This window comes from Nitrosomonas sp., assembly GCF_040240425.1.
Classification (GTDB): Bacteria; Pseudomonadota; Gammaproteobacteria; order Burkholderiales; family Nitrosomonadaceae; genus Nitrosomonas.
Genome location: NZ_QPHG01000041.1, coordinates 1 through 26425 on the forward strand (window position 1 = coordinate 1; position 26425 = coordinate 26425).

Sequence of the window (26425 nt, forward strand, 5' to 3'; positions counted from 1 at the left end):
TTCCCGAAGCGATTGAAACCGTCTATCCACATGCCATTGTACAACTCTGTATCGTGCACATGGTACGTAACAGTCTCAACTACGTCGGCTGGAATAAACGCAAGGAAGTCGCTGCTGATTTACGTTTGGTCTACAGCGCCGCCACGATTGATGAGGCTGAGCACGCGCTAGCAGACTTCGAAGATAAGTGGAACAATGCTTATTCACCGATTGCCCTGTCTTGGCGCAATAATTGGCAGCGCATCATTCCGTTTTTCGACTACCCGCCTGAGATACGGCGCATCATTTATACCACCAATGCGATTGAGTCAGTCAATATGAGCCTACGCAAAGTCAGCAAAAGCCGTGGATCGTTTCCCAACGATGAAGCCGTGATCAAATTGTACTATTTGGCTCTCAGCAATATCGCCAAAAAATGGTCTATGCCACTAAGAGATTGGAAACCTGCACTAAACAGGTTTACCATTCAATTTAACGAAAGAATGCCTCGGCATTATTAATCACCGTTTACACAAAATCTAGGACACCCCCATCCGCCGAGATAGCCTAAGAATCTTTGTTATTTTTTTATTAATTTTTACTGCGGAGAACTATACATGGCAGAGTATGTAGATGAAGTCGTTATTCCTTATGATCGTGATTTGGGGCCGGTACTTTTCGATTATTATGGTGTAGACACTGCGCGACGTATTTCAGAGCAATCACCACGCGACGTGCTTGAAATTGCAGCTGGCACAGGTATTGTCACCCGTCATTTACGTGACATGTTACCTAAAGAGACTCACTTGACTGCGGTGGACATTAGCGATTCCATGATGGAACTAGCCCGCACAAAATTTCTTTCCAATGAACAGATCATCTTCCAAAATGCCGACGCTACCGCGTTACCATTCGAAGACGAGGCGTTCGATGCTGTAGTCTGCCAATTCGGTATTATGTTTTTCGATAAAGAACTAGCATTTCGTGAGACGTATCGAATGCTGAAGCCTGGAGGCAATTACTTGTTCCGTGTCTGGGATTCTGAAAAGTACAATCCATTCGCGAGCTTGAGCTTTGAGGTATTCAAACAATTTTTTCCTTCAGATCCTCCCCACTTTTTATTTGAACCAGTTTCGTGTCACCAAATCGATCCCATCAAAGAAAAACTGATAAATGTTGGTTTTGATAATATAGAAATCTCAGTTCAGCGCCATTCATACGACATTTTAGATGTGACTGCTTTTGCACGTGCATTAGTGTTTTCGCCAGTTATTTTTGAAATAAGAGATCGTGGCGGTGTTGATCCGGAGGATATAGTTAAGGTGTTAGCAGAGGCATTTAAAAAAGAATATGGTTCAAATCCAATGCGCTATCCGATGCAAGCCATATTGTTTGAAACGGAAAGACTTTAAGTATTGCGGGCAGATGTTATTTAAAATCGAAAATTAATATCTAGCATATCGAATGAATTATTTTGGGTCTTAGGAAGTTAAGCACATACTAAAGTGTGCTAACTTACTGAGATGGCTTCCCTTTATAAAGTAGCATACGAAATATCATACCCACCGGCGAACCGATCTCAAATATCTGGCATAGTCATCGCCAAATTTAGCCAATAGGGCATTTTCTTCCGAAATAATCTGAAATCGATTTAAATACACAACAAACAGCGGTAACAACAAAACAGACAAGACATTTGCTAAAAATACGCCCCATGCCGCAAGCATCAACAAAAATCCGACATACATGGGATTTCGGCTCAATCTATAGACACCGGTGGTGACTATAGAAGTGGCTAATCCAGGAGTCAATGGATTTGCTGTTGTTTTTGCTGAAATAAATTCAACGGCAGCGACAATGATCAATGCAAAACCTATTAACCATAATGCCCCTGCCACCCACTCCTTGCCCGGAATTTGAATCACCGCCCATGGATTCATCGATGAAACAAACCACATGACTACTGCAAACAAAAGAACCAACATAGCCGGCGGAATTTTAAGTTCAAGACAATACATAGCTTACTAGAATGAAGCAATATCCTTAGAAGATTCTGAATGGGAATCAAGTGATGTTTTCGCTAAAAATAACCAGCAATGATTCCGATAAGCTTGGTAAGCACAACAAGAATTGTGCATCAATTGTGAACCGCTACTATCTCTAAACTGAGTAGTCAAAGTCCCAAGTGGAGCGACACCACATGCTATAAAAATGCAACCTCCTACCGCTCCTTTATTCCAGTGCGACACAGAAAATGATAGTAGAAGAAATAGGAAAAACATAACTAACTGATAATTCCAGAATATGCCACTCCAAAGTACCCAGAAACCAACAATCGACAAGAGAAAACTTCCAGCCAAGACAAGTAAGATAACCACTATCTTTTTCCAATGATTACGATGTCCAGATTCTTTCTTCATTCTAACGAAAGAGGCACGATGATGACAGAGAAGAATGTCAATCCCGGAGATGGTATAGACTCATAGATCCTCAATATATTTACTTATATCTCACCAATATGAGCGTTACCATCATTTATTTCTGAATTTATGTTCAATACTCATCAAACTCCATGATGCTCTAGATTTCAAGCATTTTGTGCATTCAGATCTGAGAATTTGTGCTGATGTATCGAACCATCAGGGAAACCGGTTCTGCTACTATAGCAATCAAAGAACAGGCTGACACTTTTCTCCACGTTGCTTTTCGAGCCACATCCAGTTCGATGATCGGACAGGACTAAAGCGCGAGATACTCAGTGAAAGCCTATGATGGTATTTGTTTCGAGTTTAATCCAGTTTGATCTATATTTATTGTTTTGATAGTTCGTTGTTCCCTGTAACTGGTTTTGCCTTGCTACTTGTTAACAAGTTGGGTGGCGGACCTATCGGCTCAAAATCTTTCAGCAAGGGAATGTCATCCTTATAAACCCAGCGGATATCCGTGTCGAAAGTACCTTGCGGCCCCCAACTACCAGTGAATTTCTTGCCATCCGGGGTAAAAGTCCAACACATGTCCTCACCGTCAGTATTTATGGAATCACCGAGATTGATCGGCTCTTGCCATTCACCATTTGCTTTTTGATGTGAAATCCACATATCATGCCCACCACGGGAACCCAGATCAGTCCGCATACTGGTGACGACTAAACTTTTTCCATCTTTTGACAGCCCAGTCCAGTGCATGTGATCACGCTGCGGAGAGTTAATTTTCGATCCCAGGCTTACCGGTTTTTGCCATATCCCATTTTTCTTCTCAACTTTCCAGATATCACTCTCTTGTGTTACCCCTGGCTGGCTATAGTTGAAATAAATCAGGCTGTCAGAAGCAATAATCGGACAGTGTTCCTCACCGGTCGGCGTATTGATGCTGGGGAGTTCCGGAACATCATTCCAGTTCCTGGCCGATTGCCATACGCCATCTACTTTCTGAACGACGTATAAATCACCCGACAATAAATTACCGGGTTCATATCTTGTAAAATAGATGACATTTCCATCATCGGAAAAACTCGGTTCCAGTTCCCAAGCTGCCGTATTAATATTTGGCCCGACAGCAGGATCAATATCAGATCCTAAGTGAATAGGCGGTTGCCAGACACCATCTACATTGTGAGACATCCATATATCGAAGTTGTACGGGTTACCGGATGATTCTAGGCTACCTTCACGGGTCGACACAAAAATTGCAGTTTTGCCGTCTGCGCTATAGGTAATCTCGATTTCTGAACCAGGCGAATTGATCGGCTCACCCATGCTTTTTGAGATGCGTGGCAACTCCGAGGCACTCCCGTGGCCGGCTCCATGCATACCTGGCATTGCATAAGAAACACCATGCACTAACAGCAATACAAGCGATGTGCAGCCAAGTTTTGCAGTAATCAGTTTACTTTTCATCATAATTGCTCCCTCTTAAAATAATAGCCCCAAATTTAATGTGACGATCCCGAAAATCTTTCCAATCACCGCTAAGCACATAACTCTTCTTTATGTCAGTCAAAGATCAATTAGCGCTTTCTTGATTGCTTAGTTAATTTAAATTGTTGCGTTTCTGATTTGCTTAAATTGCATTCTTATATACTCCTCTATCAGTATTTGATGGAGTTTATTATGAGTAAACTGCTGGAAAATGGCAGTGACCCACGGGACATTTCTCACAACATTTGGGCCAAAAAAATATTGAATCGAACGACAACTTTCCAAACGAATTGATCAAGGTAATTGTTGTGAGGCACTGATAATTGTGACAAGGGGGTGTAATATCTTTGCGTATAAATTCAGCATAACTTGTTAGCTATACTTTTTCATATGCGCCGGTATTCAATACCAAAATCATAAAACTTACTTCCTCCAGTTTGAGAACAAATTATCATCAAAACATATTGTTATAATTAAACTATCTGACAAGTGTAAATAGCGCAACCTCCTTTTGGTTCATCAAATACAACGCAGCTTATCGTCCACCTTGCGGAAAGAGAAGGAAAAATGAGACTACTAACTAAAAAATGCATTCCAAACCACTTTGACAATCAAGCCAATTGCAACACTAATTGCTAAAATGGCAAAACTTTGCTGCAATCTATGTCCTGCAAAACGATGAGCGAATAATCTGCCAACCAATATTCCTGCGATAGTTCCACCACAAAAGGGAAAAGCAATCGACCATATCAGAGCACCAATCAGTATTGCTGAAACAACACCAGTCAGAGAAACCAATGCAATAATGGTGAGTGATGTGGCCAATATGGATTGCATGTTCAGATTAGTGACTTTCTTGAGTGTAGGAACGATTACAAATCCACCACCTACGCCTAGTAAGCCTGACAGAAAACCTGCCATCGTGCCTGACAATGTTAATGCTCTAAAGCAAGGGATGTTCCAAACCAAACGTTCGCCGATTTCATCCAGTCGGCAAGGTGGATCAGCCATTATTCTCACGTCTTTGTTATTTTCATCCAGGCTTTGGTGAAACATGCGAATAGCAACATAAATTAACACACAGGCAAACAACAAGGTCAGCGGTGCGTTTGGCAACTGTTGTGCAGCCCATATGCCTATGGGGGCAGTCAGCGCACCTGTCGCTGCGATCAGCATAGCTGCCCGGTATCTGACAATTTTTTGCCTGAATGCCAACAATGCCCCGATTGCAGCTGACAAGCCGACCGCAAGTAAACCAATGGGAGCAGCTTCTGCAACCGTAAGATGCAAGCTGAACATGAGCAGCGGCACCGCAATGATGGCACCGCCAGCCCCTGTTAGTGCAAGAACGATGCCTGTGAATGAGCCCAGTAGAATGCTGATTAAGTCTGGTTCCATTTTACTTAACTTACACCTGTTGAACGAGTGAGCCATTCGCGGCCTTTCAACATGCCGTTCCAGTATAACCAAGGAAATAATCTGGCTTTTAGAAACCACGCAAATCGCCTTGCCACGGTCGGATTAAGTGGAAAAGTGGGCAGCAATTTACCGCCAAAACCAAATTCGGCTAATATCACCTTGCCATCCCCTACCGTAAGAGGACAAGCACCATAACCATCATAAATATTAGGAAATTCTCTCCCTTCTTTGGCTGCCAGGAGATTTTCTGCCACTATGACAATTTGCTTTCTGGCTGCGGCGGCTGTTTTGGCATTAGGCGAAGAGCAGGCATCTCCTAAGGAAAAGATGTTGGAGTAACGCGGGTGCTGCAACGTTTTGGGATTGACCTCACAAAATCCGGCAGCATCGGCCAAAGAGCTTTTTGTGATGAAGTCTGGCGCAACCTGAGGCGGTACCACGTGCAGCATATCAAACGGCTTTTCCATGCGTGTAACATTTCCTTCGCTATCCTTGATGTCGAAGACGGCTATTTTGTTGGTGCCATCAACTTTTACCAGATTGGAATTAAATGCCAGTTTTGCATGATAACGTTTCACATACTCCATCAGTGGCGGGACAAAATCAGCTACACCAAACAATACTGCACCGGCCGTATTGAATTCGACTTCGATATTGTCCAGCAAATGATGGCGCAACCAATAATCAGAAGATAGATACATGGCTTTTTGAGGAGCACCGGCACATTTGATCGGCATGGAAGGCTGCGTAAACAAGGCCTTGCCGCTTTTGAGATTCTTCGTCAGTGACCAAGTATAAGGCGCCAAATCAAAATGATAGTTGGAGGTGACGCCATTTTTGCCGAGTGTTTCTTGTAAACCATCGATTTTTTCCCAAGCCAAACGTATACCTGGACAAACGATCAATTGCCTATAGCCAATTGAACGGCCATCTGCCAGATTAACTAGATTGTTGTCCGGTTCAAATCCAATCGCTGCTGTTTGTACCCATTCTGCATTCGGTGGAATGACATCTGCCATGTTCCGCACCGTTTGTGCCATGTCATAAGCGCCACCACCAACCAGTGTCCAGGCGGGCTGATAATAATGTTTATCACAGGGTTCGATGATGGCAATGCGAAGAGCAGGCCTGCGGTGCATGAGACTAGCAGTCACTCCGATTCCTGCTGCGCCACCACCTATCACAACAATGTCAAACGCATTACCCCAATTACAAGCAGCTGCCACTGAAAGTGACTTGTCTTGGGATGCGTGTGGAATGTGAATTGTTTCAAGTGCTTCACCTGTCCAACTGCAAGCGGCTCTGACAAATTCATCCTCATATTCGGGCTCTTGTTTTTGCCTGATCAGTCCATACAATGCCCTGGCCCGATTGCCAGTATTACAGAAAGCAAGAATTGGTCCGGGCAATTCAGTTAGTAGTTTGTTGAATGATTCAATCTTTTCGGTGGAGACTGGGCCAATTTCGATGGGTAAATAAATAAAATTGATTCCAAATGGGCGCGCTGCTTTTTCTAGTTCCAGGCTAGAGGGCTGGATATCGCCTTCTTCATGATCAGGACGATTGCAAATAATGGATTTATATCCCGCTGCTGCTATTTCTGCCAAATCATTTACACTAATTTGGCGAGTAACAAACAATTTCTCATCCAATTTTGTCGTAACTATGCTCATTTTTTTCTCCTTCCAAATCATCCCAAGCAAATTTAAATAACACCCATATCTATGAATGCTAATGATGGCCGCATGCGCATCCAGGTGCGTGTCCGCGATTTGTTTGATCGAGTTTTGGCTGAAGCGAGCGCATTGCCAGATCACGGCCACGTGCCATGTTGCCATGCATCGCAGGGGCAAAAAGAATCACTTTTTCTGTCATGTTTCCGCATGCCGAACAATCCGGGTTGGATGCGTTAATTGAATGACGTACTTCAAATTGGAGCTTGCACTGTGTACACAAGTAATCATAAGTTGGCATTTGGAATCCTTATTTATTACATGAATGGCATTTTTCAGAAACACTAAGATATGACCACTTGAGATGCCAAGTGGTCACGCTTTTAGGTTTTTTCTCTTAAATTTAGCTCCAACGAGGCGGTTGTTTTTCTTTAACGCCGAATTGAGCAGAAGTGACATCGGTCCTGGCCCGTTTTTCAGTGTCTCGTGTCGGTGCTCTCAGTCGGCGCGTTTCAACTTCCCAGATCCAGCCGCTGATGACTACATCCTTGGGAATGAGAGGGTGATTTTTAAATGCTTCGATGGTCTTCATGCAGGTTACATCTACGTCATCCATCATTCCGATCCACTTGGCAAATGCACCTTTCTCTAACTTCTGCTCTGGCAGAGTTGGATCCAACGCGATATTATCCGGATCAATTCCCTTGTCACGAAAAGCCTTTTCCAGATCAGTCGCATTTGCAGACAGCATGCCGCATTGCGTGTGCTGCACAATAACAATTTCTGTGGTGCCAAAAAAATTACAAGTCAGCATCGCCGAGCGAATTGCATCGTCGGTGACGATTCCTCCAGCATTACGGAAACAATGTGCATCTCCATGACCTGCCGGGGTATCCACATGGATACCGAGCGCCTCATCTATCGGCAGGCGTTCGTCCATACAAGCAAGTACCCACAACTTCCGGTTATTATGCCCACCCGCTCCATGACGGCGACGTTGTGCCCAGTGATCATATGAGGCTAAGCGTGTATCCAGTTCCTCTTTGAGAGTTTTCAATTTTGAGTCTCCTCGGTAATAGGTTGAAATTTAAAACTCCCTAAAACGATCTACTTTCTCAGTAGAACCTTAAGGGTTTCCTAGGGTATATAACCCGTGCACCTAGTTATTTCGAGATGCAATAAAGTTAATAGCAAATACCATGCCATCAAGATAAAAATAATATTTATTATTAATTACAATAAGTTAAGTTTTATTTGTTGCTAGCTTAGTGAAGCTATGCTTCAATAAGTGAAGATTAACTTCACTAATCATCCATAATTTATGAATAACAATCCTCTTTCTGAGTTAACGCCGATCTTTTTTTTGCAAACCTTCATTCTTGAACTGATGCATGCCAGCGAACAGCAGGGACAAAAGCATTGTGAAGAGTTGATTGAGCATATAGCCCAAACTGCAGGATGTTTTTTTGAAGAAACTTATCGAGAAAATACTAATAAAAATGAACAGCTCGATAATGAAAGCTATACCGAACTAATACTCGGCATCAAAAACAATATCGGAGGTAAATTTTCGCTGGTCTCCAGCAATCAGGACTGTATTACAGTTACTAATTCTCGCTGTCCTTTCGGTGAACAAGTTACTAATTTTCCTGAATTATGTAGAATGACTTCCAGTGTATTTGGAGGTATCGCGGCCAGAAACTTTGGTTACGCCAAAGTTGAAATCAAAAAAAGTATAGCCCGCAAAGATGGCAAGTGTGATGTATGTATTTACACGAATCCACATGCAGCAAAAGGCCATGCGGGAATGGAATATACCGATTCGACACCAGTTAAGGAAATCAACGATACGAATGAATTGCAGTGCCGAATTGAAACTAGTATGCAGAGACTTTGGCAGAAACAAAATAGGCAAATATCAGAAAAACATCAGCCTCCTGCAATCATCGCAAAATCACCAATGATGCAGAAAATACTGCAATCAATTGAGATTATTGCCCCTACTATGGCAACGGTTCTGATTCAGGGTCAAACAGGCGTAGGTAAGGAGCTTATAGCACGTGCCATACATGCAATGAGCGATCGCTACAATAAGCCATTCATCGCCATTAACTGTGGCGCGATTCCAGAAAGCTTGATTGAAAGCAGCTTATTCGGACATGAAAAAGGCGCTTTTACAGGAGCCCTCGAGGTACACCACGGTTTCTTTGAGCGAGCCGAAGGCGGTACTTTATTTCTTGATGAAGTCGATTCATTGTCGCCAGCTGCACAAACCAGATTGCTTCGTGTAATCCAGGAAGGAGAATTGGAGAGAGTTGGCGGCAAGCAAACCTTGGCGGTTGATGTAAGGATCATTTCAGCAACAAATCAGAATCTGGAAGGACTTGTTAAACAGGATCTCTTCCGCAATGACCTATACTACCGCATCAATGTAGTGCGTTTAAGTATTCCTCCCTTGGTCGAGCGACCGGAGGATTTACCTTATCTTGTGCAATTGATCATTCAGCGATTGAATAAGCGTTATAACAAACAGGTTAAATCAGTAAGCCGTGAAGTTATGCAGAAAATCCGCACTTATCATTGGCCAGGCAATGTTCGTGAGTTAGAAAACATCCTTGAGCGTAGCATCTTGTTTGTTAGTGGCAAAGAAATGACTGAATTGGATATAGAGCTTCCAACTAAAACAAAAAGTATTGGTGAATGGAAAGACGAAAAAGAATATGCTCTTACCAAAATTGAAAAATCATTCCTTGAAACAGCTTTGAAACAACACCATGGAAATATAAAAAAAGTGTCTGAGAACATGGGAATTACTTCACGTGCTGTTTATGCCAAACTAAAAAAATACGAAATAAACTTGGCAGAATTCCGTATTTTTGATTGAAACCATCATATCAATCTCGAAATGGCCACGCAAATTCGGACAGCCCCCTAAGTGTTAGCTTTGCTCAACCCAAACAGAAGTGTATGGGTCAAATTATTAGAAAGTCCCAATGCGTCAAGACTACAACAGAAGCAGAAACAACGTTTAAAAACAGATTCATTCTATAAATCACTGCTAATATAAATGCTGTTGGTGCGGAGTGTTAGTACTCATAACGAATACGAGAAACTGACACGCTAACCCTAATCCGATTAGCATGATTTCAATTTAATAATTGAACAAAATTCTACACAGGAATTCTATACTGCATACAGCTAGTTTCTTATCGAAACCAACGGACGACCAATGGAATTGAAGGAGATTAAATGGAACTCGGAATTATCATTTACTCGAATGATCCAGAAACTATATGGAGCACCTTCCGGCTTGGAATTTTCTCCCGTAAGCAAGGAAGATACTGTTACAGTCTTTTTGCTTGGAGAAGGTATGGAGGTAGAATCTCTTAATAGGGATAAGTTTGATATTACCGGTCAGATTCACAGTTTTTTGGATACAGGTGGTGCAATTCTAGCTTGCGGAACCGTCTTAAGCTTCGTCAGTCTGAAGAATTAGGAATCTATCCGATATCCACGATACAGGATTTATATAGTCTGATTCACAATTTATATAAGATATTGATATTTTGTGTAAATTACCAATGGATAATAAGCAGCATTGAGGCTAGATATATACTACCAAAACATCTGACCCAGGCAGTTGGTTTCAGGAACATGCGAACCAGTCTCTGCGACTAATCCATAATACAAAATACAAGACTCGATAAAGATGCGGCCATTATTGATGTGGGAGGGAGGAACTTCCAGGCTAGTAGATGATCCTGTGGTCGAGGGCTATACTGAGTTGACAGTATTTGATTCATCATCAACTGCGCTTGTTGTTGCCAGACAGCGTTGGGGGGCATGCGGATATTGTTCACTGGATAGAGGCGATAATATTACCCGTGCAAAATTTCTCCTGAATCGATTCGACATTTAGCATGACCGAGCAGTGTTCCATTTTTTGACTGATCCAGCAGATCGCCATACTTATGTCGATCGGGTTTTAAGTTTAGTTCGACCAGACGGACCATGTGAATGGTGCCACTCTTGCCGAGATGGGCCAGAAAAATTTAGTGGTCTTACCCGGATGAGATACCAATCCGAAGCCCTACATGAGGTATTTGGAGATCTTTTCAGCTAGTCGAACATGAAAAAGAGGCACGCCATACGCCGTTTGGAGTTTGTTTATTGCTATTGCCGCAAGAGGTAGTAAGTGATAATTCCTCGAATAAATATCTTCAGAGTGCATAATCTTTCCCGGGTAGAAGCGCAACGTATTGATCCTGATTATTTCTTTTTGCTAAATGTTTTTGAGATTTCTAAACTTTTAGACTCTTGCAAGAGCATCGCAGGCACCCAGCGTATGTAAATCAACTCACCGACCAGTTCCACCAGCGTTTGAGTAACGATGACGACAGATGCCAGAATCCAGCCGTCCGGCAAAGCCAATGCTAAAGGCAGAACCACCAGCGAATTCCGCGTCCCTGCGCTAAAAATGAGTGCTCGTCCTGCCTGTGTGTCCAGGCGAAACGCATATGCCGTCAAGCGAGCAAGAAACGGCATGATAGCCATGAAGGCCATATAAACTGGCACGACTTGTGCCACAACCGGAAGGTACTCGTCTATTCTGTCAATTTGAGATGCTACGACGAAAAGTAATGTCATTGCCATAAAGGGCACCGGAAGCCACGCCGTGACTTCAAGCCAGATGGCACCGCTACGTCGGCGTTTTGCCCAAAACTCGGTCGATAAGGCAAGTCCCAGAGGAAGCACAATCAATACAAGAAAAGCTTCCAGGAATGGTTCAGCACTCATGACTTGTGCATCTTGCTCTTCCATGAAAAGCCATAGATACACGGGCAGAAGAAGCATCTGGGTAAGCAGCAGCAAAGGTGTGGAAGCAAGCACGAGTCGGGCATTGCCACGACCAAGATGGGTAAAAACGACAACGTAATCAATACAAGGTGTTAACAGAACCAGATATACCCCAAGTAGCAGTGGTGGGTGCTCCGGTAAAAGAAGCGACAAAAACCAGACCACGATGGGTACGATGATGAAATTGACTATCAATAGCGCGGCTGTAAACCGTTTGTTCGCGAACGCAGCGCGCAACTGAAGGAATGGAATCTGCGTAAACATGCTATAAAGCAGCACCGCAAGCACGGGGGAAATCAAATACTCTAGGCTGGCACCAAAGTTAGGATGCCACAACCCAAGCCCCACCCCGGCAGCCAAGGCTACCGCGTATAACTCTATCTGATTTTCTTCCAGCTGTTCTCTTCGCATGTGTTTCCTTAAAATACAAACCATCCCGGGTCAGCGCCAAATTTGTGCCATAATTTGGCGCAACGTTTTATTTCAATGATTCTGATCATTTTGGTATAACGATTGTAATTCAACCTATAAATCTTCGATCGACTCCATATAATTTTATGGTTCTTAGGAAGTTAAAGCGGGTTAGAACGTAGTAATTTAAGAATTGCATAATAGAGATTATCACGACGATGATTAAATCGAAATTCTGTTTCTTTCAGGTGTAGATAAAAGGTATGTTCAGGAACGCCATTGAACTTTGCCAAACGTCTTTTTGCAAAACCCCAGAAAGATTCGATTCCGTTAATGTGCCGTTCGCCACTGGCAAACTAGTTGTTGCCATGATGAACCCTGAAGTGTTTATCAAAACCGATATCGACCAGCCCGTCATAGCCGTGCCACCCATCGGAATGAATGATTATGTCTGGTGCTACATGCCCACGGATAATGGTTTTCAATGTGGCTTTAGAGCAATCCGGAACAATCTCCGTATATACTTTCCCCAGGCGCTTCAATACACCAAAAACAATTGTTTTGCCAAAACACCTCGACCTCTTTTACCCCTGATGCGTTGCGCACCAAAATAAGACTCGTCGACTTCTACAGCACCTTGAAGAGGCGATTCAAGCTCGCAACACTGAGCTATTCTTTGCCGGACTTTGAGGTAAATCGTATTAACAGACCGTGTAGAAATATCGGTCAATTGTGCGGTACTTGTGGCAGTAAAATCCAGAGCAAAACAGCGGATAAGTTGCCTGAATTTAGCTTCTCTGATTCGAGAACGAAAATAGTATCTGTTTTTAACATTAATCTCAGTAAGTTAGTACACTTTTGTAAGTACTTAACTTCCTAAGACTCAATTTTATTTATCCGCTACTTTGAAAATTCACATGTCGGGAAACGAATTGATACATGGTACATAAACATTCCCACGATCATAACCATAACCACACCCCAAAAAACTTTGATCGCGCATTCGCAATTATTGAGATTATGAATCGGCCCGGGGTGATTCAGTAACACGCTTTACCAGGCAACACATTCGTTCAGCACAACAAATCAGAAGTGATGCATTACCCTGCTTGACATCGCTGAAAGAGACTCAACACCATGCCGCATGGGTGACTCCAGCAAACAAAGCAGGTAAAAGGCTGCCTTGGGTACATCATCATAGGCAATTTCAAGATATTTCTGTTGGGCACATATCACATACTAGTGTATTGGGCAAATACTCGCAGGAATATCTAAATAAGTTTTGTTATCGCTTCACAACCGCCGTCGCGTGTTACATGAACTTCCGCTACGACTGCTTAACGCTTGCGCGCGGCATGTTCCAATAAAGTGTGCAGTGCCTTTGTTAAGATGCATAAATATTTATTTATCTGATTTTGACATCTTACTATTTCCGGTATATCATCCCCAAAAAAGAGAATGACTGGTCTACTTTTTTGAAAAGAAAAAATAGTAACAGACGATATAAATGCCGGATACAAATGCGAAAAATTCATTTCTTTAATTTGTTTGTCATGGAGGTCTGACGATGGTTAACTCGAATATCAAAAATATCGTCAATGGAATTGATCTTGAGCAATCCCAAGTCATATACGGTCAGATTAAGATAGAGGGTAACAACGATATTGCCAAACCTCACTATCAGGCGACAGTTGTTTGGGACAACGGTTACAACACTACCACGAGCGTAAATGGTGATCAGACCATCATCGGCGATGAGCCGGTCCGCTATGGGGGAGGAGGCATGGGTATTACACCGCAGGATCTTCTACTTACCGCCGTTGGCCATTGTCTTGCCGCCACTTATATCGGCGGATTATCGGTTGCCCGGATTAATGTGGAATCACTCCGCCTGCATGTTTCAGGGCGTGTCAATTTCCGGGCGGCTTTTGCAATAGAACCGGGCAACCCCGGATTTGAAGATATAACGGTTGTAGTGGAGATACAGACTGACGCGCCATTGGACAAAGTAACCGCTCTTTTGAAAAAACTGCAGCAGATAGCTCCCATACCGGACACCATCATGCGTCCGGTTCCGGTCAACATCGAGATTCATCACCATTCAGAGCAGGCCACAATGCCACATGACTGACAACAGCTTATTACGGCGAAACGCTACAGGCCGGATCATATACGCCAGAACACATTCCCGGTTGGAAACAGGAAAGGAGATAAGCAATGAAAGCCAGTGATATTCATGACGTGACCGTAATCGGTGCAGGCCCGGCAGGTTTGTCGGTAGCCTATGAACTGACAAAAGCAGAACTGACTCCACTGGTATTGGAACGTACGCTTGCTGTAGGGGATGTCTGGCGCAATCATTATGATGGTCTGCGCCTGAATACAGGTCGTTTCCTTTCAGCCCTGCCAGGCAGTAAATTCCCAAGATCTACTGGAGCATGGCCTTCGCGTGATGCGGTCGTGCATCTACTCGAAACATTTCCCGCTCGGGGCGGTTTCACTGTACAGACTGGAATCGAAATTAAAAAAGTCAGTTATGACCGTAACCGCGATATCTGGTTGATCACAAGCAGTGATGGCCGACAATTTGAATCCCGGGCGGTTGTCATGGCAATCGGCACTTGCCGTATTCCGGTGATTCCTGAATGGGAAGGGAGAGAGGCTTTTCCAGGAGAAATCATTCACTCTTCAAAATTCAAACGTGCACAAGATTACGCGGGAAAGCATGTGCTCGTGATCGGCAGCGGAAATTCTGCGGCTGAAATTGCCAGCAGACTGACTGAATATGCGAGCTCGGTAGCGATGTCTGTCAGGACACCGCCGTACTTTTTGCCCAAAAGTATTTATGGTATTCCGATTGTAGGCCTAGGAATAGGGTTAAAGCATTTGCCCAATAATCTAGTTGATATGTTGCTAAGCTTTCTGCAACGCAGAACGATAGGTGATCTGACAGCATATGGTCTCCCGTTTCCAACGATGCCCCTCACCAGGCAATACGCTATCAATAATGTAGTGCCGATTCTATACGGTCCTTTCGCTAACGATGTTCGTGCCGGTCGGATCAAAATCGTCGGACCGATACAGAAAATTTCGGGGCGGATGGCACATGTTCTGAATACTGTTGGAACAGCACAGGATAGTGATAACACCGTGACGACGCTGGAACCTGATGTCATTGTTGCTGGAACCGGTTTTCGTACCGGAGTTCCTGAGCTTGTTCAGATACCGGGCATTGCTGACGAGAAGGGTAGGCCAAAAATTTCGGGTGACCAGGAATTCGAGGGAGCGCCCCGTCTCTACTTTATCGGACAAGTCAATCCACTCAGTGGTCAGTTGCGGGAAATTCGCATCGAAGCTGGCAAAATCGCCAGGAAAATCAGGAAACAGATTGGGGCAAAATAGAGTGAGAATGTTTGAAGAGATTCTTTTACCTCAATGGCTTAAAAATCATGGATCTACCAGTATGAAGGCCGATGTCAGCATACTGGATTACCTTGACAACGATGCCTAGAAAAATATCAGTAGAGGAAAAAATACTGCGGACGACACGTCGTCTGTTTTGCCGTGTGGGCATTCATGCTACCGGTATCGCCAGAATCATTGAAGAATCGGGTGTATCCCGGCGCAGTCTCTATACGCATTACGGATCGAAAGAAAACCTGCTCAAAGCCGTGTTCGAGGCAGAGGCAGATATGTGGTTCCGTTGGTTTGATTTGGATCTTCCGACAATGGAATGCTCTCCTTTCGACCGCATCCTGGCACTGTTCGATTTAATGCAGGACTGGTTCGGCAGTGAAGATTTTTTCGGTTGTGTATTTATCAATGCCGTGGCTGAACATGAAAAGAGCAATGGCTGGATACAGGAAATAGCCAACGGGCACAGGGAGAAAATAAATGCCAGACTCCAGGCAATGGTAGCGGAAAGCGGCGCACGGAATCCCGAGATAGTAACGGAAAAACTGAGCCTATTGATTGATGGCACCATCGTGACAGCAATGGTTACCGGCAATGGTGAAATTGCGCATATAGGACGATTAGCTGCTGAGGATATTCTGCGCAGCGCTACATAGGAGAGAATATTACCTTGAACTGGTCGCTACATATTGACAGAGCGCTGCCCCAACCCTTGCGAGTAATTTTAAGAGGTGCGGGACAGGTAGTTTTCTGCTGCAATGCCGTAACGGGATTCATTGTTCTGGCTGCATTCTATGCTGGTGGAGTAATCTTGGGGCTGGCTGCAACCGTTGGGGTAATCAGCAGTACGGTTACCGCGTATGCTCTCAGATTCTGCGAGGATGATATTGATGCTGGATTATATGGATTTAACGGCACTCTGGTAGGGCCCTGCCTGTTTCTATTTCTCGAGCAAACGCCTCAGCTCTGGCTCTACATTGTACTTGCCTCGATGCTGTCAAGCATCGTGTGGGTTACTCTGGCGAGAATTCTCCAGAACTTTAAGATTCCAGCTGCAACCTCGCCATTCGTCCTGACTAGCTGGTTGTTTTTGATAACGATATACGCATTTGATAGTTATGCACGACCAGCATTACCCGCAGCAAGCACTCAAACAACTGCGATAGAAATAGGGGCCATACCTATCGAAACGTGGTTTAGCGCGCTAGCAAGAAGTCTAAGCCAAGTTATCCTTACTGACAGTATCCTTGCCGGCGGTTTACTTTTAATGGGTATTGCGATCGCTTCGCTGCGTGGCGCACTCATGGCCATAGGCGGAGCAATCATCGGGGTTGTCTTGCCAGCGCTGATTGGGATTAGCCAGGAGGTAATCGAGATAGGGCTGTATGGATTCAATCCGGTCCTGACTATGATTGCGGTAGGGTGGGTTTTTCTTGAACCTACTGCTAAAAGTGCTGCGCTGGCAGTATTAGCTGGTATTCTGGCAGTGTTATGCCAAGCAGTATTATCTAGTCTACTGACACCCATGGGTCTGCCCGTTCTGGCATCTCCCTTTATTCTTACCTTATGGGTAGTCCTGTTTATTGCGAGTAAATCCAGATACTGATTTTCGGCAGCAATGAGTTAAGCAAATTATCCCCTTTTCGATTCCAGAAAACATTTCCAGGAGGAGTTTATGACCACAATCTGGCAGAATTTATCGATCCACACCCGGCGCCTTGTAATTGTCACGGGAATATTGATGAGCATCGTTGTGATCGGCATGCAGTTTCACGTAAGCTCTCAGGGAGACAGATCGGAAACTTATCCCAAAGGCTTTCGTGGCGGCACCTGCACGATCGAGTCCGATACATTATTGATCGGCTATTCCGCTTATTTTATTCCTGATGACTATGAAATACCGGAAGATGCATTGAGTGCAATGGCCGCTCCAATTCTGTGTGGAAAAATACCCGGCCCGGGCCTGCTCAGTATTACCATCGATCTGTTATATCCCGTAACTATACGGGAACAGCCCGTAGCACTTACCCTGTTCAGGGAAGTCGATGGAAAATCAGGGCAACCACTTCTTTCGGCTCCTGCCGGAAATTATCATTCAGGCATCATTTCCCAGGAAATTCGTATTAAGGAAACGGGAGAATACATATTCCGTCTCTCCGGAATAGATGAGCACCAGGCTGAATTCAATCTGGAAATCCCGATCACGGTCGGCACGGAATGGTATGAGCCTTTCATTCAGTTCTGGCCTTTGCTCTTACTAAGCGCGGTAGCTGTCTTTTTATATAATCTCAGACGAATGGTCGATTAGTTTTTCTTCTGCTTATAAAGATCCGGTCATTTGACCACCGTACTATGGTCGATCAGACACTTTATCCTATCAGTTAACGTTTACTGGAGAACTCAATGACAGGTTATTTTGGCAACGTCGCTATCCCTTACGATCAAGACCTCGGCCCGGTGCTTTTCGAGCACTATGGCGCCGACATCGCACAACGTACCGTGGAAAGATCACTTAAGGACGTGCTTGAAGTTGCCGTCGGTGCTGGTATAATACCCGTAAGTTGCGTAATATGCTCGCAACACACAACTGACTGCAATCGACACCAGTAATTCCATGCTGGATGTTGCCCATGCGAAATTTCTTCCTCATGAACAATTCATATTTTTTGATAAAGAAATGCCTTTTCGCGAAATCCACCGGACATTGAGACATGGCGGGTGTTACTTGTTCAATGTCTGGGGCTCGGAACACTACAATCCATTCGCCAGGTTGAGTTTCGAAGTACTTAATCAATTCTTTCCGTCGGATACGCCCAGATTCCTGTTCAATCCCATTTCCTGTCATGCAATCGACCCCATCAAAGAAATACTCACTCGTTCAGGCTTTGACCGAATCGTAATATTAGTCTCAATCAATTACGTGCGGTTGATATCTCTCGAATTGGCAAAAAACAAAGTAGACTTGAGAGTCAATATCTGCAAGCGATCAAACAAGCTTTGGCAATTGTCAGTAGAAATATCAAAAACACTGACAAATTTTCAAAAAATTTATAAAATTTGTATCTAATGAATAGCAAAAAGTGTTGGATTTTGATCCGGTGGGCTAAAAAGACAAAAGAATCCAACTGTGCCAAATTTATGCTAAATCGCCCTGCAAAAGGTAGTCACCATAATTGCTAGAAGTGCCATCTTCAAGAAAGCGACTATCATTAATCCATAGCTGAAGTAATCCGTTCTTCCAACCAATCAGCCCATTTAACAGCTCTGGCAATCAAATCAGAGCGATACTTTGCATTATATTTTGGAGTCCGTGAATGATAATTGGCTGCTTTTGTCCAGATGTCGCCCTTGTCATTCCTGATATGCAGACGCACCCGCCAGGCGGCCAGATCATAGGCATAACAACCAACTCTTGCCACATGCTCAGCCGTGATGCCATATTTGGATAAATCTTGTAGGTATGAGGTATTAAACTGCATAGAACCAACATCGTAAGTGCCATTCCTATTATTGACCCATTGACCTGGCTTGCCACCCTCTTTTTCGGCTATCGCCAGTAAGATATTGGCGGGTATTTCATACTTGATGGCGGCTATAATTGAGCACACCACTCTTTCTTGCATATCCGGCGGCAAATTCATCATCGGTCGAATCGGTTAAATGCCCTATCCATTATTTACCCCCTCCTTGCGAAATATTGTTCACACCTGACGATTCCTGAGCCTGGCCTTTTTCTATGGCATTACGCAAAGCATCCGTTCCTGCACTCCTTGCTGCTGTCAGCCGACCGGCTGCCAGTGTGCCGCCATAAGAGGCAACGGCTACCGCCGTACCTGCCGCCGCCATAAAACCACCGGCGCCATAACTGCCAATTCCGACAGCAGAACCTATGCTACTACCCGTTATAATGCCAGCCAGCAACAGCGGCAATCTTGAAATCAACACAAAAAATGCAATCGTAAAAATCAGCATAACCGCCAGTTCTTCATAATTCAGAACGTTTTTACCCATTTTGGCGTAAAAACTGGATAACAGATCACTGCCAATACCAACGATCAGAAGCATCACAAATAGCTGAATACCAACACCCAGAACTGTTTTAAAGTAGTTTATGGCGATGTCGGATGTCCAACGAGCGCCACCAAAACCCAAAAAGAAGATACCCGCATACATTAACACCCATCCTGATATCAGCAAAAGCAGCATGTTGACCGCAATTACTGTCAGGATAATTAAAATAATCAACGAAATGACAAAACCCATCAGACTATCCATAGGCTGCATGAATGTAAGACTATTCGTTGCCTGGTTCCAGATTAAAATACCTGTGTGCATGATACTGGCATGACTGGCTCCACTCGGCAAACCGGCGGCAGTTCCGCCTAGTTGCTGCATCGAATCTATGATTGTCCCTGCAATATTGTGGCCTGATACGGCATTGGTTAGTAACCAGAAGTAAAAGCCTGTAAAGATAATAAAACGGGTGAACTCGGCAAAGAAATCCGCGATATCGGCTTTGCGCAACAGCATCATTCCAAATGTCCACACCATCGAAATCAGCACCAACGTCCAGAACAAACGCTCGGCCGCGGCCTGAACAACATTTTGCCAGCTCTTAACCTTTGTCCAAAACTTTTGGACAACTTGATCCAGCACGCTCTGATTGGTTGCTGGATCAATGTAGGCCAGCTCAGCAGATGCCTTTGTAGAAAGAAATATCAGAAGCAAGGTACTTAATAAGACACATAATAATTTGTACATACGTTTGATCTCCTGATTCTTCTCGCAATTTTAGGCGAACAACTATTTTGCTTTTTCTAATTCAATTGGATTATCCGTTTCATCTACTGGCCCGTTAATAGTCCATCTAATTCCAGGCGGCATTTCACTTAATTCTTTCTTAGGCTCCTTCAATTCAAGCTTGCCATCTCCATCCTTATAACACCCTGACAACAGCAACAAAGTCAATGAACAGATAACTGCAATAATCAAATGACCTTTTTTCATCGGTATCTCCTTAGGTTAGAGTTTCAAAAGGCGTCCCTGACAGACCAGTTTCTACCCACTGGCAGTATTTCAGGACTCAATCGCTTGGTTGCCGCCTCACGCGCAGCCTGTTGCATGGCCTTTTGGTCTACCTCGGCCTGACTTAGCGTATTGGCAGCATTATGCTGGGCAATGAGCATTTGACGCATTTGCAGCAACTGATTTGCCTGGTACGCGGCCAACTGGTTGGCATATTGTAGGGCTTCCATTTGTCCCTGGGCCGACTCGGTTTTTTGTTGCAGGACTTGCAGGTGAGCAGCATCCACTGGAATCTGATTCTGATGTTCGCTTAAACCCCGTAATAACGAATCATTGGCATTTTTTTGTGCGTCCGTACTGGTATTTTGTCCTTCCTTCAGGAGTTTCCAGGCGCCCTCATTGCATTTTTCCTGCAAACTAAAACACGGGGAACTGCGATAATATTCAACATTGCGAAACCGCTGCATATAACCATCCAGTCCGCCATACTGCTGTTCATAATAGCGTATGGTATTGGTCAAATTGATGAGCTTGTTCATCGCATACTCCACTTTCGCCCAGACATATGCAGGCGGTGCCATGGTGTTTCGAATCATGTTCTCATATTGCTGCAATTGCGTCTGATACTGCTCTATTTGCTTTTGTGTCTGTTCAATTGCTTCAAGCGCGGTAATCGTGGTTTGCTTGATATTTGCCACATCAATGACAGCCATTCCACCGGCTTTTATAACCGGTGAATAACCAGTATTACCCAGCACAAGCAGTATCATGATCAATCGGGTGGTTAGATTTTTACTGTTTGTCATGTTTGAACCTCCTGTCATTAATAATCAAATGATTGGTATGGCTTAGAGAACTTCATGTCTTTGGTCACAATGATGTTAAAGCGATACCCTGGCCTGATTTCAAGGGTGGGTGATATATTCAGGTTTTTCCGAATGAGATTGGCGGTCACCAACCCCAATTGCTGACCCAATGACTGACTCATGATGCTACCGGCATTTTGCCGCCCGAACGCACCCCCTGCATCACGTTGACTGTACGCGGCACCGGCCACGATCGCCGACATGATCAGCGCTGAGCCGAAGATGCGCAGGTAATGGTTATTCACCAGATCCTTAAACCCTGCATAACCCACCCCATCAGCACCCGGCATTGCACCGATATCCATGGTCTTGCCATCCGGGAAGATAATGCGCTGCCAAGCGACCAGCACACGCGCCTGACCGAATTCCACTTCGCTGGAATAAGTACCCACCAATCTGGATCCCTGCGGAATCAAGCGCCATTTGCCTATCGGGGAATCATAAATATGCTGACTCACCTGTGCCATGATCTGCCCTGGCAGGCTGGAATTAATACCGGATATCAGAGTTGCCGGTATTACAAATCCTGTTTGCAGGACATAAGGCGATGCGGGCTTTTGCACTTCGCTATTCAATTTCCAGCGTTCCTCGCCACTCGCTGAATCAAAGCGCGAATAATCCTTATCCCGAGCACCAGCCTCGTCATCCAGCAAGCGAGGTGTTCCATCATCCATGAATTCATCACTTCTACCCATTCCCATTCCTCCGGCTACACTCGCCCCCCCATCCTGCCGCAACTGCGCCAGGCGCGCATGATAAGCCGCCGTAGGATCTTCGCGCAGGTTTACATCGATCTGTTGACGCACCGATGCCAATTTTGCCAACATTTCCTCGCGTGTTTTAGGTGCACCGGCGTTGGCTAAATTCGGCGATGATCCTGAGCTTCTCGGTGCAACGACATTCACATTGGTTTTGGCCTTGATCGCTTCTTCCATTTGCTGGCGTTTTAGCATCCGAATATGCGCAATATCAGCGTGAAGCGATGGATCGACAGTATCCATAAAGGGCGGCAAAGGCGGCCGATCCAGATCCGCTGGTCGTTCAATAATAATTCCCTGTAGGGGTGCTTTTTCGGTTAAATCAGGAGTTTTAGTCTGAGTTTTGGGTTCGATAATGCCGCCGATATAGTCCTTGGCAATCAGTGCGGCAAAAGAATTGCTCGACTGAGCATCATGATTACCATCAAAATCGTATTGACCGCGTTCAGCTGCGCGATTCATGGCGACGATCATCATAAGCAACATGAATATCAGCATGATTGCGCCAAAGATAACAATCGGCAGGTTATTGACGCGCCGCACCCCAACGTTTTTGGCAACTACATCCGGGGATGAATCAGGCGACAGGAGTTTTGAATTGGTTGACATCACTCTTACCCCCTTATTCTTTTCTCACCCAAAGACCGGCAGGATGGATACTGTCGGCCTGTACCGCGAATGCGCGCGACAATCGCATATCGTCAATCATGAGTTTGACATGATACAAATCACCCGACTGATCTACGATGTAACTTAGCGTGGATCCTTTTTGCGGTTCAGTATCAGGTTGATGCGGCGCAGCAAAGATTTGCTGCTGAATTGATTGCTGAGTCGCTTCCTGAACTGCAAACCCTGCCAGTCTCAGGTTCTCGATCAAGGCATGACCAAACGGATCATTAACCACATGGCGCAAATTGAATTGCGTATTGGCCGCCGGGTACAGCCGCACTATTTGGGCTGTCACGTCATCAGCCATTACTTTGCTGTATTGATGACTGTATATGGGTGAAGGATCTTGAATAAAACTGCCATATGGTTGCGTAGCACAACCATTCAATAGCAATAAAACCAACATAAGGATAAAAATAGAGTGGGATGCGGTGATCATTTTATCCATCATCAATTCCCCCGCGTAATCATCACCCGGCTTTGACTGCCGCCCACACCCGCAATCAGAATCGCCTTGTCAAATACGGTGTCGACAATATAGCGATCACCCTGCAAGCGGTAATTCACCATGACCGTTTCATCATCACTAAAAATACCACCTTCTTTGTTCAACAGTAACAAAGTTGGTGCTTCTGTCTGTGCCATAATGGCAGGCATTTGTATGATGGTTTTCTGACCGTCGTTATAGACTCGCAGCGGTTTCCAGGCAGCATCGCCAGACACTGCATACGCAAAATCCAGATTGCCCAGATATTCTCCGGTTTCAGGAAGAGTGCGTGATTTCCTGATTCCCATCACATGGCTTTCTTTATCTCTGATCGCATCCCATTTAATCAGCGCATCTTCCGGATAATTAAAACTGACTCTCGGCATAAAATCGCGCCGGTGAGACCTCAGGCGCATGTGATACGTGCGCCGGTTAGTCGTCACCACCAGCGATGTTTCCAGCCCCACATCCAGTGGTTTTACAATCAAATGTTGCACCTCAGAAGATCCTTGACCGGTCACTGCCGGTTCAATCAGCCAGCGAGCCTGATCGCCCAAGTGAATGGAATTAACCTGCTCACCCGGCTGTAATTCAATATCGCATACCTGCAATACCGCACAGACGATGCTGGGTTGCTGCGAGCCAAACAGAAAACGGATGGATCCATCCGGCCCTGCAACAGGCTTTGTGCCGGTGGGATTGACTGCCTGCCACTTCTTGGCCAGATCAATGGCAGCACGTTCCTGTGGGGTTAATTGAGGATTCTTATCGGTGAAATACGCTTCTGACAAGCCGTTGGCATAGTTTGGGGCAACGAATCCGATGGACAAAATCAATGTGCTCAGGATACTTAAAGCGAATAACGGTTTCATGATGAGTGACCCCTTTATGTTTGTTTCGACCAGGAGAAATCCTGGATATAAATACCCAGCGGGTTATTTCTGATCTGTTCTTCCGTCGTGCTTTGTGTGGTCGGCTTGTTATAGATTCTCAATAATGCACGCATTTTGAAAGGCGGCTCGGTTAAGTGCCCTTGCCGGTCATAGACTTTCTCCAGCCAATCGACCTGCCAGGTCTCTGGCGATTGGGGAATCACTGATATGATTTCAACATTAACCGTTTGTGTTTCAGCGCGTCTAAAAGGACTGCTGGTTTCACTACTATTGAACCATTCGTTCGCTTTTACTGTTGCAGGATCGTTATTGGATAACATGGCATACGCACGAAAGATAGCACGCCGCTGCAAGGCGATATCCGGTGTGACCATGCGCAAATCATTAATAAACGATGCTACCGATGCATGCACTACGCGCGGGTCAATCACAGTAGCGATATCCGCACGGGAAACCGCGATGGCTTCTCCCAGTTTATTGACTTGAACGACATAGGGAATGAATTTGGACTGGCTACCGATGGCAATCACCCCTCCTATACCGGCGAGCGCAATCAATAAACAAAGAAGAGCTAGCATTTGCCACATAGTGCGCGAAGCAATTACTTCCCGCATGTGATCATTCCAGGTGCGCCGTGCTGACAGATAGGGATTTTCATTCTCACCCGAGCGGCGACCGCCTTCCATCCTGTCGTCATTGGCGCGCATAGTCTCATCCGCATCCGGCTTTAACTTGAATAGTTCGTGGATCATATTCATGCGGCCACTCCATAATCAGATAACGTTAACCCCTTGATTGCCAGCCATTCTTGAACCCATTTGTCTCCATGCTTCTCATGCAGGTTTTTGATGGTTGCAATCGATTCCTTATCCGTGGATCCCACAAAAGCTAACGCCAATGGCCCAAGTGCCAGATCGTAGAGCCGCCTGCCGTTTTCGGACACGGTGTAATATTGCTGTTTAGGTATAGCAGAAGCCAAGATCTCAATCTGACGCGTATTCAAGCCCATGCGCCGATAGAGTGCTGATGCCTCTTCATCACGCGCAAATACATTGGGTAGAAATATCTTGGTGGCGGTGGATTCAACAATCATATCGAGAATCCCGCTGTTGGCCGCATCCGACAAACTTTGTGTTGCCATCAATACCAAGCAATTGTTTTTACGCATGACCTTGAGCCATTCTCGGATCTTGGCACGAAACACCTGATGCCCCAACATGAGCCAGGCTTCATCGAGAATAATGGCGGAAGGTTGACCATGAAGGCTGCGCTCAATGCGACGGAATAGATACAAAAGCGTGGGAAGTGCGTATTTATCACCGAGATTCATCAATTCCTCGATCTCGAACGTGGTGAAGGTCGAGAGATTCAATCCATCGGCTTCAGCATCGAGTAAGTGCCCCATCATGCCGTCGATGGTGTATTGCCGAAGAATTTCGCGTATAGACTCATCCTGGATCGTCACTGACAAATCCGATAAGGTCTTTGAGCCGCTTTGATGCATGTTAGTAATGGCCTGGCTGATTTCATTACGCTGTAATGGGGTGACGGTGATGTTATTCAATTCAACCATCAAACAAATCCATTCCAGCGCCCAGGCACGATCACCCTTGGACTGCAAGAACTGCAATGGACAAAAAGACAGCGACTCATCATCGCCCGCTACCGTGAAATGCTGTCCACCCACGGCTTTGGTCAACGGATACATCGACATGCCCTTATCAAAGCAATAAATCGACATACCTGGATAACGTCGCAACTGCGCGGCAATCAGTGCCAGGTGCGTCGATTTGCCCGCTCCGGTGGGGCCGAACATGAAGGTGTGACCTAAATCGCGCACATGCAAATTCAGCCGGAAAGGCGTAGCGCCTTGTGTCACGCAGTGCATCAAGGGTGGTGAATTGGGCGGATACATCGGACAGGGTGCGGTTTCCTTGCCGGTCCAGATAGTATTGACCGGCAACAGATCGGCCAGATTCATGGTATTTATGAGGGGTCTGCGCACATTCTCGACACCATGACCTGGCAGGCTACCCAGATAGGCATCCATCGTGTTA

General features: G+C 45.0%; 26 protein-coding genes and 2 pseudogenes. 11 read left to right on the plus strand and 17 right to left on the minus strand.

Going from position 1 to position 26425, the window contains the following annotated elements:
- Window positions 1-500, plus strand: a 500-nt coding sequence (locus DU481_RS12970) for an IS256 family transposase (RefSeq protein ID WP_350135221.1), incomplete at its 5' end; no start/stop codon positions are given.
- Between the two features lie 96 nt (window positions 501-596).
- Window positions 597-1391 (plus strand): class I SAM-dependent methyltransferase, encoded by a 795-nt coding sequence (locus tag DU481_RS12975; protein WP_108697948.1) that lies wholly within the window; start codon window positions 597-599, stop codon window positions 1389-1391.
- A 144-nt stretch (window positions 1392-1535) separates the two neighbouring features.
- On the opposite strand, the gene DU481_RS12980 is transcribed toward DU481_RS12975, so the two are convergent.
- From DU481_RS12980 to DU481_RS13005, 6 genes are all read right to left on the minus strand, one after another.
- On the minus strand, window positions 1536-1997 hold the full coding sequence (locus DU481_RS12980) for a methyltransferase family protein (RefSeq protein ID WP_108697947.1): 462 nt from the start codon (window positions 1995-1997) through the stop codon (window positions 1536-1538).
- Between the two features lie 792 nt (window positions 1998-2789).
- Window positions 2790-3878 (minus strand): hypothetical protein, encoded by a 1089-nt coding sequence (locus DU481_RS12985; protein ID WP_219909037.1) that lies wholly within the window; start codon window positions 3876-3878, stop codon window positions 2790-2792.
- Window positions 3879-4472: 594 nt separating this feature from the next.
- The gene (locus DU481_RS12990) at window positions 4473-5294 is read right to left on the minus strand and encodes a sulfite exporter TauE/SafE family protein (protein WP_108698006.1); all 822 of its coding nucleotides are present in this window, start codon (window positions 5292-5294) and stop codon (window positions 4473-4475) included.
- 5 nt (window positions 5295-5299) lie between these two features.
- Entirely contained in the window at window positions 5300-7153 is a 1854-nt protein-coding gene (locus tag DU481_RS12995; RefSeq protein ID WP_502889972.1) for a bifunctional protein tyrosine phosphatase family protein/NAD(P)/FAD-dependent oxidoreductase, read from the minus strand.
- Entirely contained in the window at window positions 7047-7289 is a 243-nt protein-coding gene (locus tag DU481_RS13000; protein WP_108697945.1) for an FmdB family zinc ribbon protein, read from the minus strand. The genes DU481_RS12995 and DU481_RS13000 overlap by 107 nt, the downstream gene beginning before the upstream one ends.
- A gap of 102 nt (window positions 7290-7391) precedes the next feature.
- Window positions 7392-8045 carry a beta-class carbonic anhydrase gene (locus DU481_RS13005; RefSeq protein ID WP_108697944.1) on the minus strand — a complete coding sequence of 218 codons (654 nt, stop codon included), beginning with the start codon at window positions 8043-8045 and terminating at the stop codon, window positions 7392-7394.
- 264 nt (window positions 8046-8309) lie between these two features.
- On the opposite strand from DU481_RS13005, the gene DU481_RS13010 reads away from it, so the two are divergent.
- Window positions 8310-9872, plus strand: a complete 1563-nt coding sequence (locus DU481_RS13010; RefSeq protein ID WP_108697943.1) for a sigma 54-interacting transcriptional regulator — start codon at window positions 8310-8312, stop codon at window positions 9870-9872.
- A gap of 345 nt (window positions 9873-10217) precedes the next feature.
- Window positions 10218-10484: a hypothetical protein gene (locus DU481_RS13015; RefSeq protein WP_146158803.1), complete on the plus strand. Its 267-nt coding sequence runs from the start codon at window positions 10218-10220 to the stop codon at window positions 10482-10484.
- Between the two features lie 773 nt (window positions 10485-11257).
- Here DU481_RS13015 and DU481_RS13020 read toward each other — a convergent pair.
- The gene (locus tag DU481_RS13020) at window positions 11258-12256 is read right to left on the minus strand and encodes an arsenic resistance protein (protein WP_108697941.1); all 999 of its coding nucleotides are present in this window, start codon (window positions 12254-12256) and stop codon (window positions 11258-11260) included.
- A gap of 161 nt (window positions 12257-12417) precedes the next feature.
- Window positions 12418-13094: pseudogene (locus tag DU481_RS13025) on the minus strand (IS1595 family transposase).
- Window positions 13095-13293: 199 nt separating this feature from the next.
- Between DU481_RS13025 and DU481_RS13030 the strand changes: the two are divergent.
- The 7 genes and pseudogenes from DU481_RS13030 to DU481_RS13060 form a co-directional block, all read left to right on the plus strand.
- A pseudogene (locus tag DU481_RS13030) lies at window positions 13294-13634 on the plus strand (transposase); the annotation flags it as partial.
- Window positions 13635-13823: 189 nt separating this feature from the next.
- The gene (locus DU481_RS13035; RefSeq protein ID WP_108697940.1) at window positions 13824-14387 is read left to right on the plus strand and encodes an OsmC family protein; all 564 of its coding nucleotides are present in this window, start codon (window positions 13824-13826) and stop codon (window positions 14385-14387) included.
- 86 nt (window positions 14388-14473) lie between these two features.
- Window positions 14474-15658 (plus strand): flavin-containing monooxygenase, encoded by a 1185-nt coding sequence (locus DU481_RS13040; protein WP_108697939.1) that lies wholly within the window; start codon window positions 14474-14476, stop codon window positions 15656-15658.
- Between the two features lie 71 nt (window positions 15659-15729).
- Window positions 15730-16326 carry a TetR/AcrR family transcriptional regulator gene (locus tag DU481_RS13045; RefSeq protein WP_350135230.1) on the plus strand — a complete coding sequence of 199 codons (597 nt, stop codon included), beginning with the start codon at window positions 15730-15732 and terminating at the stop codon, window positions 16324-16326.
- A gap of 14 nt (window positions 16327-16340) precedes the next feature.
- The gene (gene yut / locus DU481_RS13050) at window positions 16341-17276 is read left to right on the plus strand and encodes an urea transporter (RefSeq protein WP_108697937.1); all 936 of its coding nucleotides are present in this window, start codon (window positions 16341-16343) and stop codon (window positions 17274-17276) included.
- Between the two features lie 69 nt (window positions 17277-17345).
- Entirely contained in the window at window positions 17346-17978 is a 633-nt protein-coding gene (locus DU481_RS13055) for a hypothetical protein (RefSeq protein ID WP_108697936.1), read from the plus strand.
- Window positions 17979-18610: 632 nt separating this feature from the next.
- Window positions 18611-18724 carry a hypothetical protein gene (locus tag DU481_RS13060; RefSeq protein ID WP_350135248.1) on the plus strand — a complete coding sequence of 38 codons (114 nt, stop codon included), beginning with the start codon at window positions 18611-18613 and terminating at the stop codon, window positions 18722-18724.
- 155 nt (window positions 18725-18879) lie between these two features.
- Here the strand turns inward: DU481_RS13060 and DU481_RS13065 are convergent, their stop codons facing one another.
- The 9 genes from DU481_RS13065 to DU481_RS13105 form a co-directional block, all read right to left on the minus strand.
- On the minus strand, window positions 18880-19314 hold the full coding sequence (locus DU481_RS13065) for a lysozyme family protein (protein ID WP_108697933.1): 435 nt from the start codon (window positions 19312-19314) through the stop codon (window positions 18880-18882).
- Between the two features lie 28 nt (window positions 19315-19342).
- Window positions 19343-20431 carry a P-type conjugative transfer protein TrbL gene (gene trbL, locus DU481_RS13070; RefSeq protein WP_108697932.1) on the minus strand — a complete coding sequence of 363 codons (1089 nt, stop codon included), beginning with the start codon at window positions 20429-20431 and terminating at the stop codon, window positions 19343-19345.
- 42 nt (window positions 20432-20473) lie between these two features.
- Entirely contained in the window at window positions 20474-20677 is a 204-nt protein-coding gene (locus tag DU481_RS13075) for a hypothetical protein (protein WP_108697931.1), read from the minus strand.
- Between the two features lie 23 nt (window positions 20678-20700).
- Entirely contained in the window at window positions 20701-21501 is an 801-nt protein-coding gene (gene trbJ, locus DU481_RS13080) for a P-type conjugative transfer protein TrbJ (RefSeq protein ID WP_350135235.1), read from the minus strand.
- A gap of 17 nt (window positions 21502-21518) precedes the next feature.
- A complete protein-coding gene (locus DU481_RS13085; RefSeq protein ID WP_350135238.1) occupies window positions 21519-22928 on the minus strand; it encodes a TrbI/VirB10 family protein in 1410 nt (469 codons plus the stop codon).
- Window positions 22929-22941: 13 nt separating this feature from the next.
- The gene (locus tag DU481_RS13090) at window positions 22942-23439 is read right to left on the minus strand and encodes a conjugal transfer lipoprotein TrbH (protein WP_350135241.1); all 498 of its coding nucleotides are present in this window, start codon (window positions 23437-23439) and stop codon (window positions 22942-22944) included.
- Window positions 23439-24347 carry a P-type conjugative transfer protein TrbG gene (trbG, locus tag DU481_RS13095; RefSeq protein ID WP_350135243.1) on the minus strand — a complete coding sequence of 303 codons (909 nt, stop codon included), beginning with the start codon at window positions 24345-24347 and terminating at the stop codon, window positions 23439-23441. The genes DU481_RS13090 and trbG overlap by 1 nt, the downstream gene beginning before the upstream one ends.
- A 14-nt stretch (window positions 24348-24361) precedes the next feature.
- A complete protein-coding gene (locus DU481_RS13100; protein WP_350135246.1) occupies window positions 24362-25126 on the minus strand; it encodes a VirB8/TrbF family protein in 765 nt (254 codons plus the stop codon).
- Window positions 25123-26425: TraG/VirB4 family ATPase (locus DU481_RS13105; protein WP_502889973.1), on the minus strand; the 1303-nt coding region annotated here is incomplete at its 5' end. The genes DU481_RS13105 and DU481_RS13100, both read right to left, overlap by 4 nt.

What these genes read in the sequence shown, in the direction of transcription:
- trbJ (WP_350135235.1), bottom strand. Translation starts at nt 21,501, where the DNA reads ATGACAAACAGTAAAAATCTAACCACCCGATTGATCATGATACTGCTT.
- DU481_RS13020 (WP_108697941.1), bottom strand. Translation starts at nt 12,256, where the DNA reads ATGCGAAGAGAACAGCTGGAAGAAAATCAGATAGAGTTATACGCGGTA.
- DU481_RS12980 (WP_108697947.1), bottom strand. Translation starts at nt 1,997, where the DNA reads ATGTATTGTCTTGAACTTAAAATTCCGCCGGCTATGTTGGTTCTTTTG.
- DU481_RS13055 (WP_108697936.1), top strand. Translation starts at nt 17,346, where the DNA reads ATGACCACAATCTGGCAGAATTTATCGATCCACACCCGGCGCCTTGTA.
- DU481_RS12975 (WP_108697948.1), top strand. Translation starts at nt 597, where the DNA reads ATGGCAGAGTATGTAGATGAAGTCGTTATTCCTTATGATCGTGATTTG.
- DU481_RS13100 (WP_350135246.1), bottom strand. Translation starts at nt 25,126, where the DNA reads ATGAATATGATCCACGAACTATTCAAGTTAAAGCCGGATGCGGATGAG.
- DU481_RS13090 (WP_350135241.1), bottom strand. Translation starts at nt 23,439, where the DNA reads ATGATGGATAAAATGATCACCGCATCCCACTCTATTTTTATCCTTATG.
- DU481_RS12990 (WP_108698006.1), bottom strand. Translation starts at nt 5,294, where the DNA reads ATGGAACCAGACTTAATCAGCATTCTACTGGGCTCATTCACAGGCATC.
- DU481_RS12985 (WP_219909037.1), bottom strand. Translation starts at nt 3,878, where the DNA reads ATGATGAAAAGTAAACTGATTACTGCAAAACTTGGCTGCACATCGCTT.
- trbG (WP_350135243.1), bottom strand. Translation starts at nt 24,347, where the DNA reads ATGAAACCGTTATTCGCTTTAAGTATCCTGAGCACATTGATTTTGTCC.
- DU481_RS13065 (WP_108697933.1), bottom strand. Translation starts at nt 19,314, where the DNA reads ATGATGAATTTGCCGCCGGATATGCAAGAAAGAGTGGTGTGCTCAATT.
- DU481_RS13015 (WP_146158803.1), top strand. Translation starts at nt 10,218, where the DNA reads ATGGAATTGAAGGAGATTAAATGGAACTCGGAATTATCATTTACTCGA.
- DU481_RS13035 (WP_108697940.1), top strand. Translation starts at nt 13,824, where the DNA reads ATGGTTAACTCGAATATCAAAAATATCGTCAATGGAATTGATCTTGAG.
- trbL (WP_108697932.1), bottom strand. Translation starts at nt 20,431, where the DNA reads ATGTACAAATTATTATGTGTCTTATTAAGTACCTTGCTTCTGATATTT.
- DU481_RS13010 (WP_108697943.1), top strand. Translation starts at nt 8,310, where the DNA reads ATGAATAACAATCCTCTTTCTGAGTTAACGCCGATCTTTTTTTTGCAA.
- DU481_RS13075 (WP_108697931.1), bottom strand. Translation starts at nt 20,677, where the DNA reads ATGAAAAAAGGTCATTTGATTATTGCAGTTATCTGTTCATTGACTTTG.
- DU481_RS13085 (WP_350135238.1), bottom strand. Translation starts at nt 22,928, where the DNA reads ATGTCAACCAATTCAAAACTCCTGTCGCCTGATTCATCCCCGGATGTA.
- DU481_RS12995 (WP_502889972.1), bottom strand. Translation starts at nt 7,153, where the DNA reads ATGGCAACATGGCACGTGGCCGTGATCTGGCAATGCGCTCGCTTCAGC.
- DU481_RS13040 (WP_108697939.1), top strand. Translation starts at nt 14,474, where the DNA reads ATGAAAGCCAGTGATATTCATGACGTGACCGTAATCGGTGCAGGCCCG.
- DU481_RS13000 (WP_108697945.1), bottom strand. Translation starts at nt 7,289, where the DNA reads ATGCCAACTTATGATTACTTGTGTACACAGTGCAAGCTCCAATTTGAA.
- DU481_RS13045 (WP_350135230.1), top strand. Translation starts at nt 15,730, where the DNA reads ATGTCAGCATACTGGATTACCTTGACAACGATGCCTAGAAAAATATCA.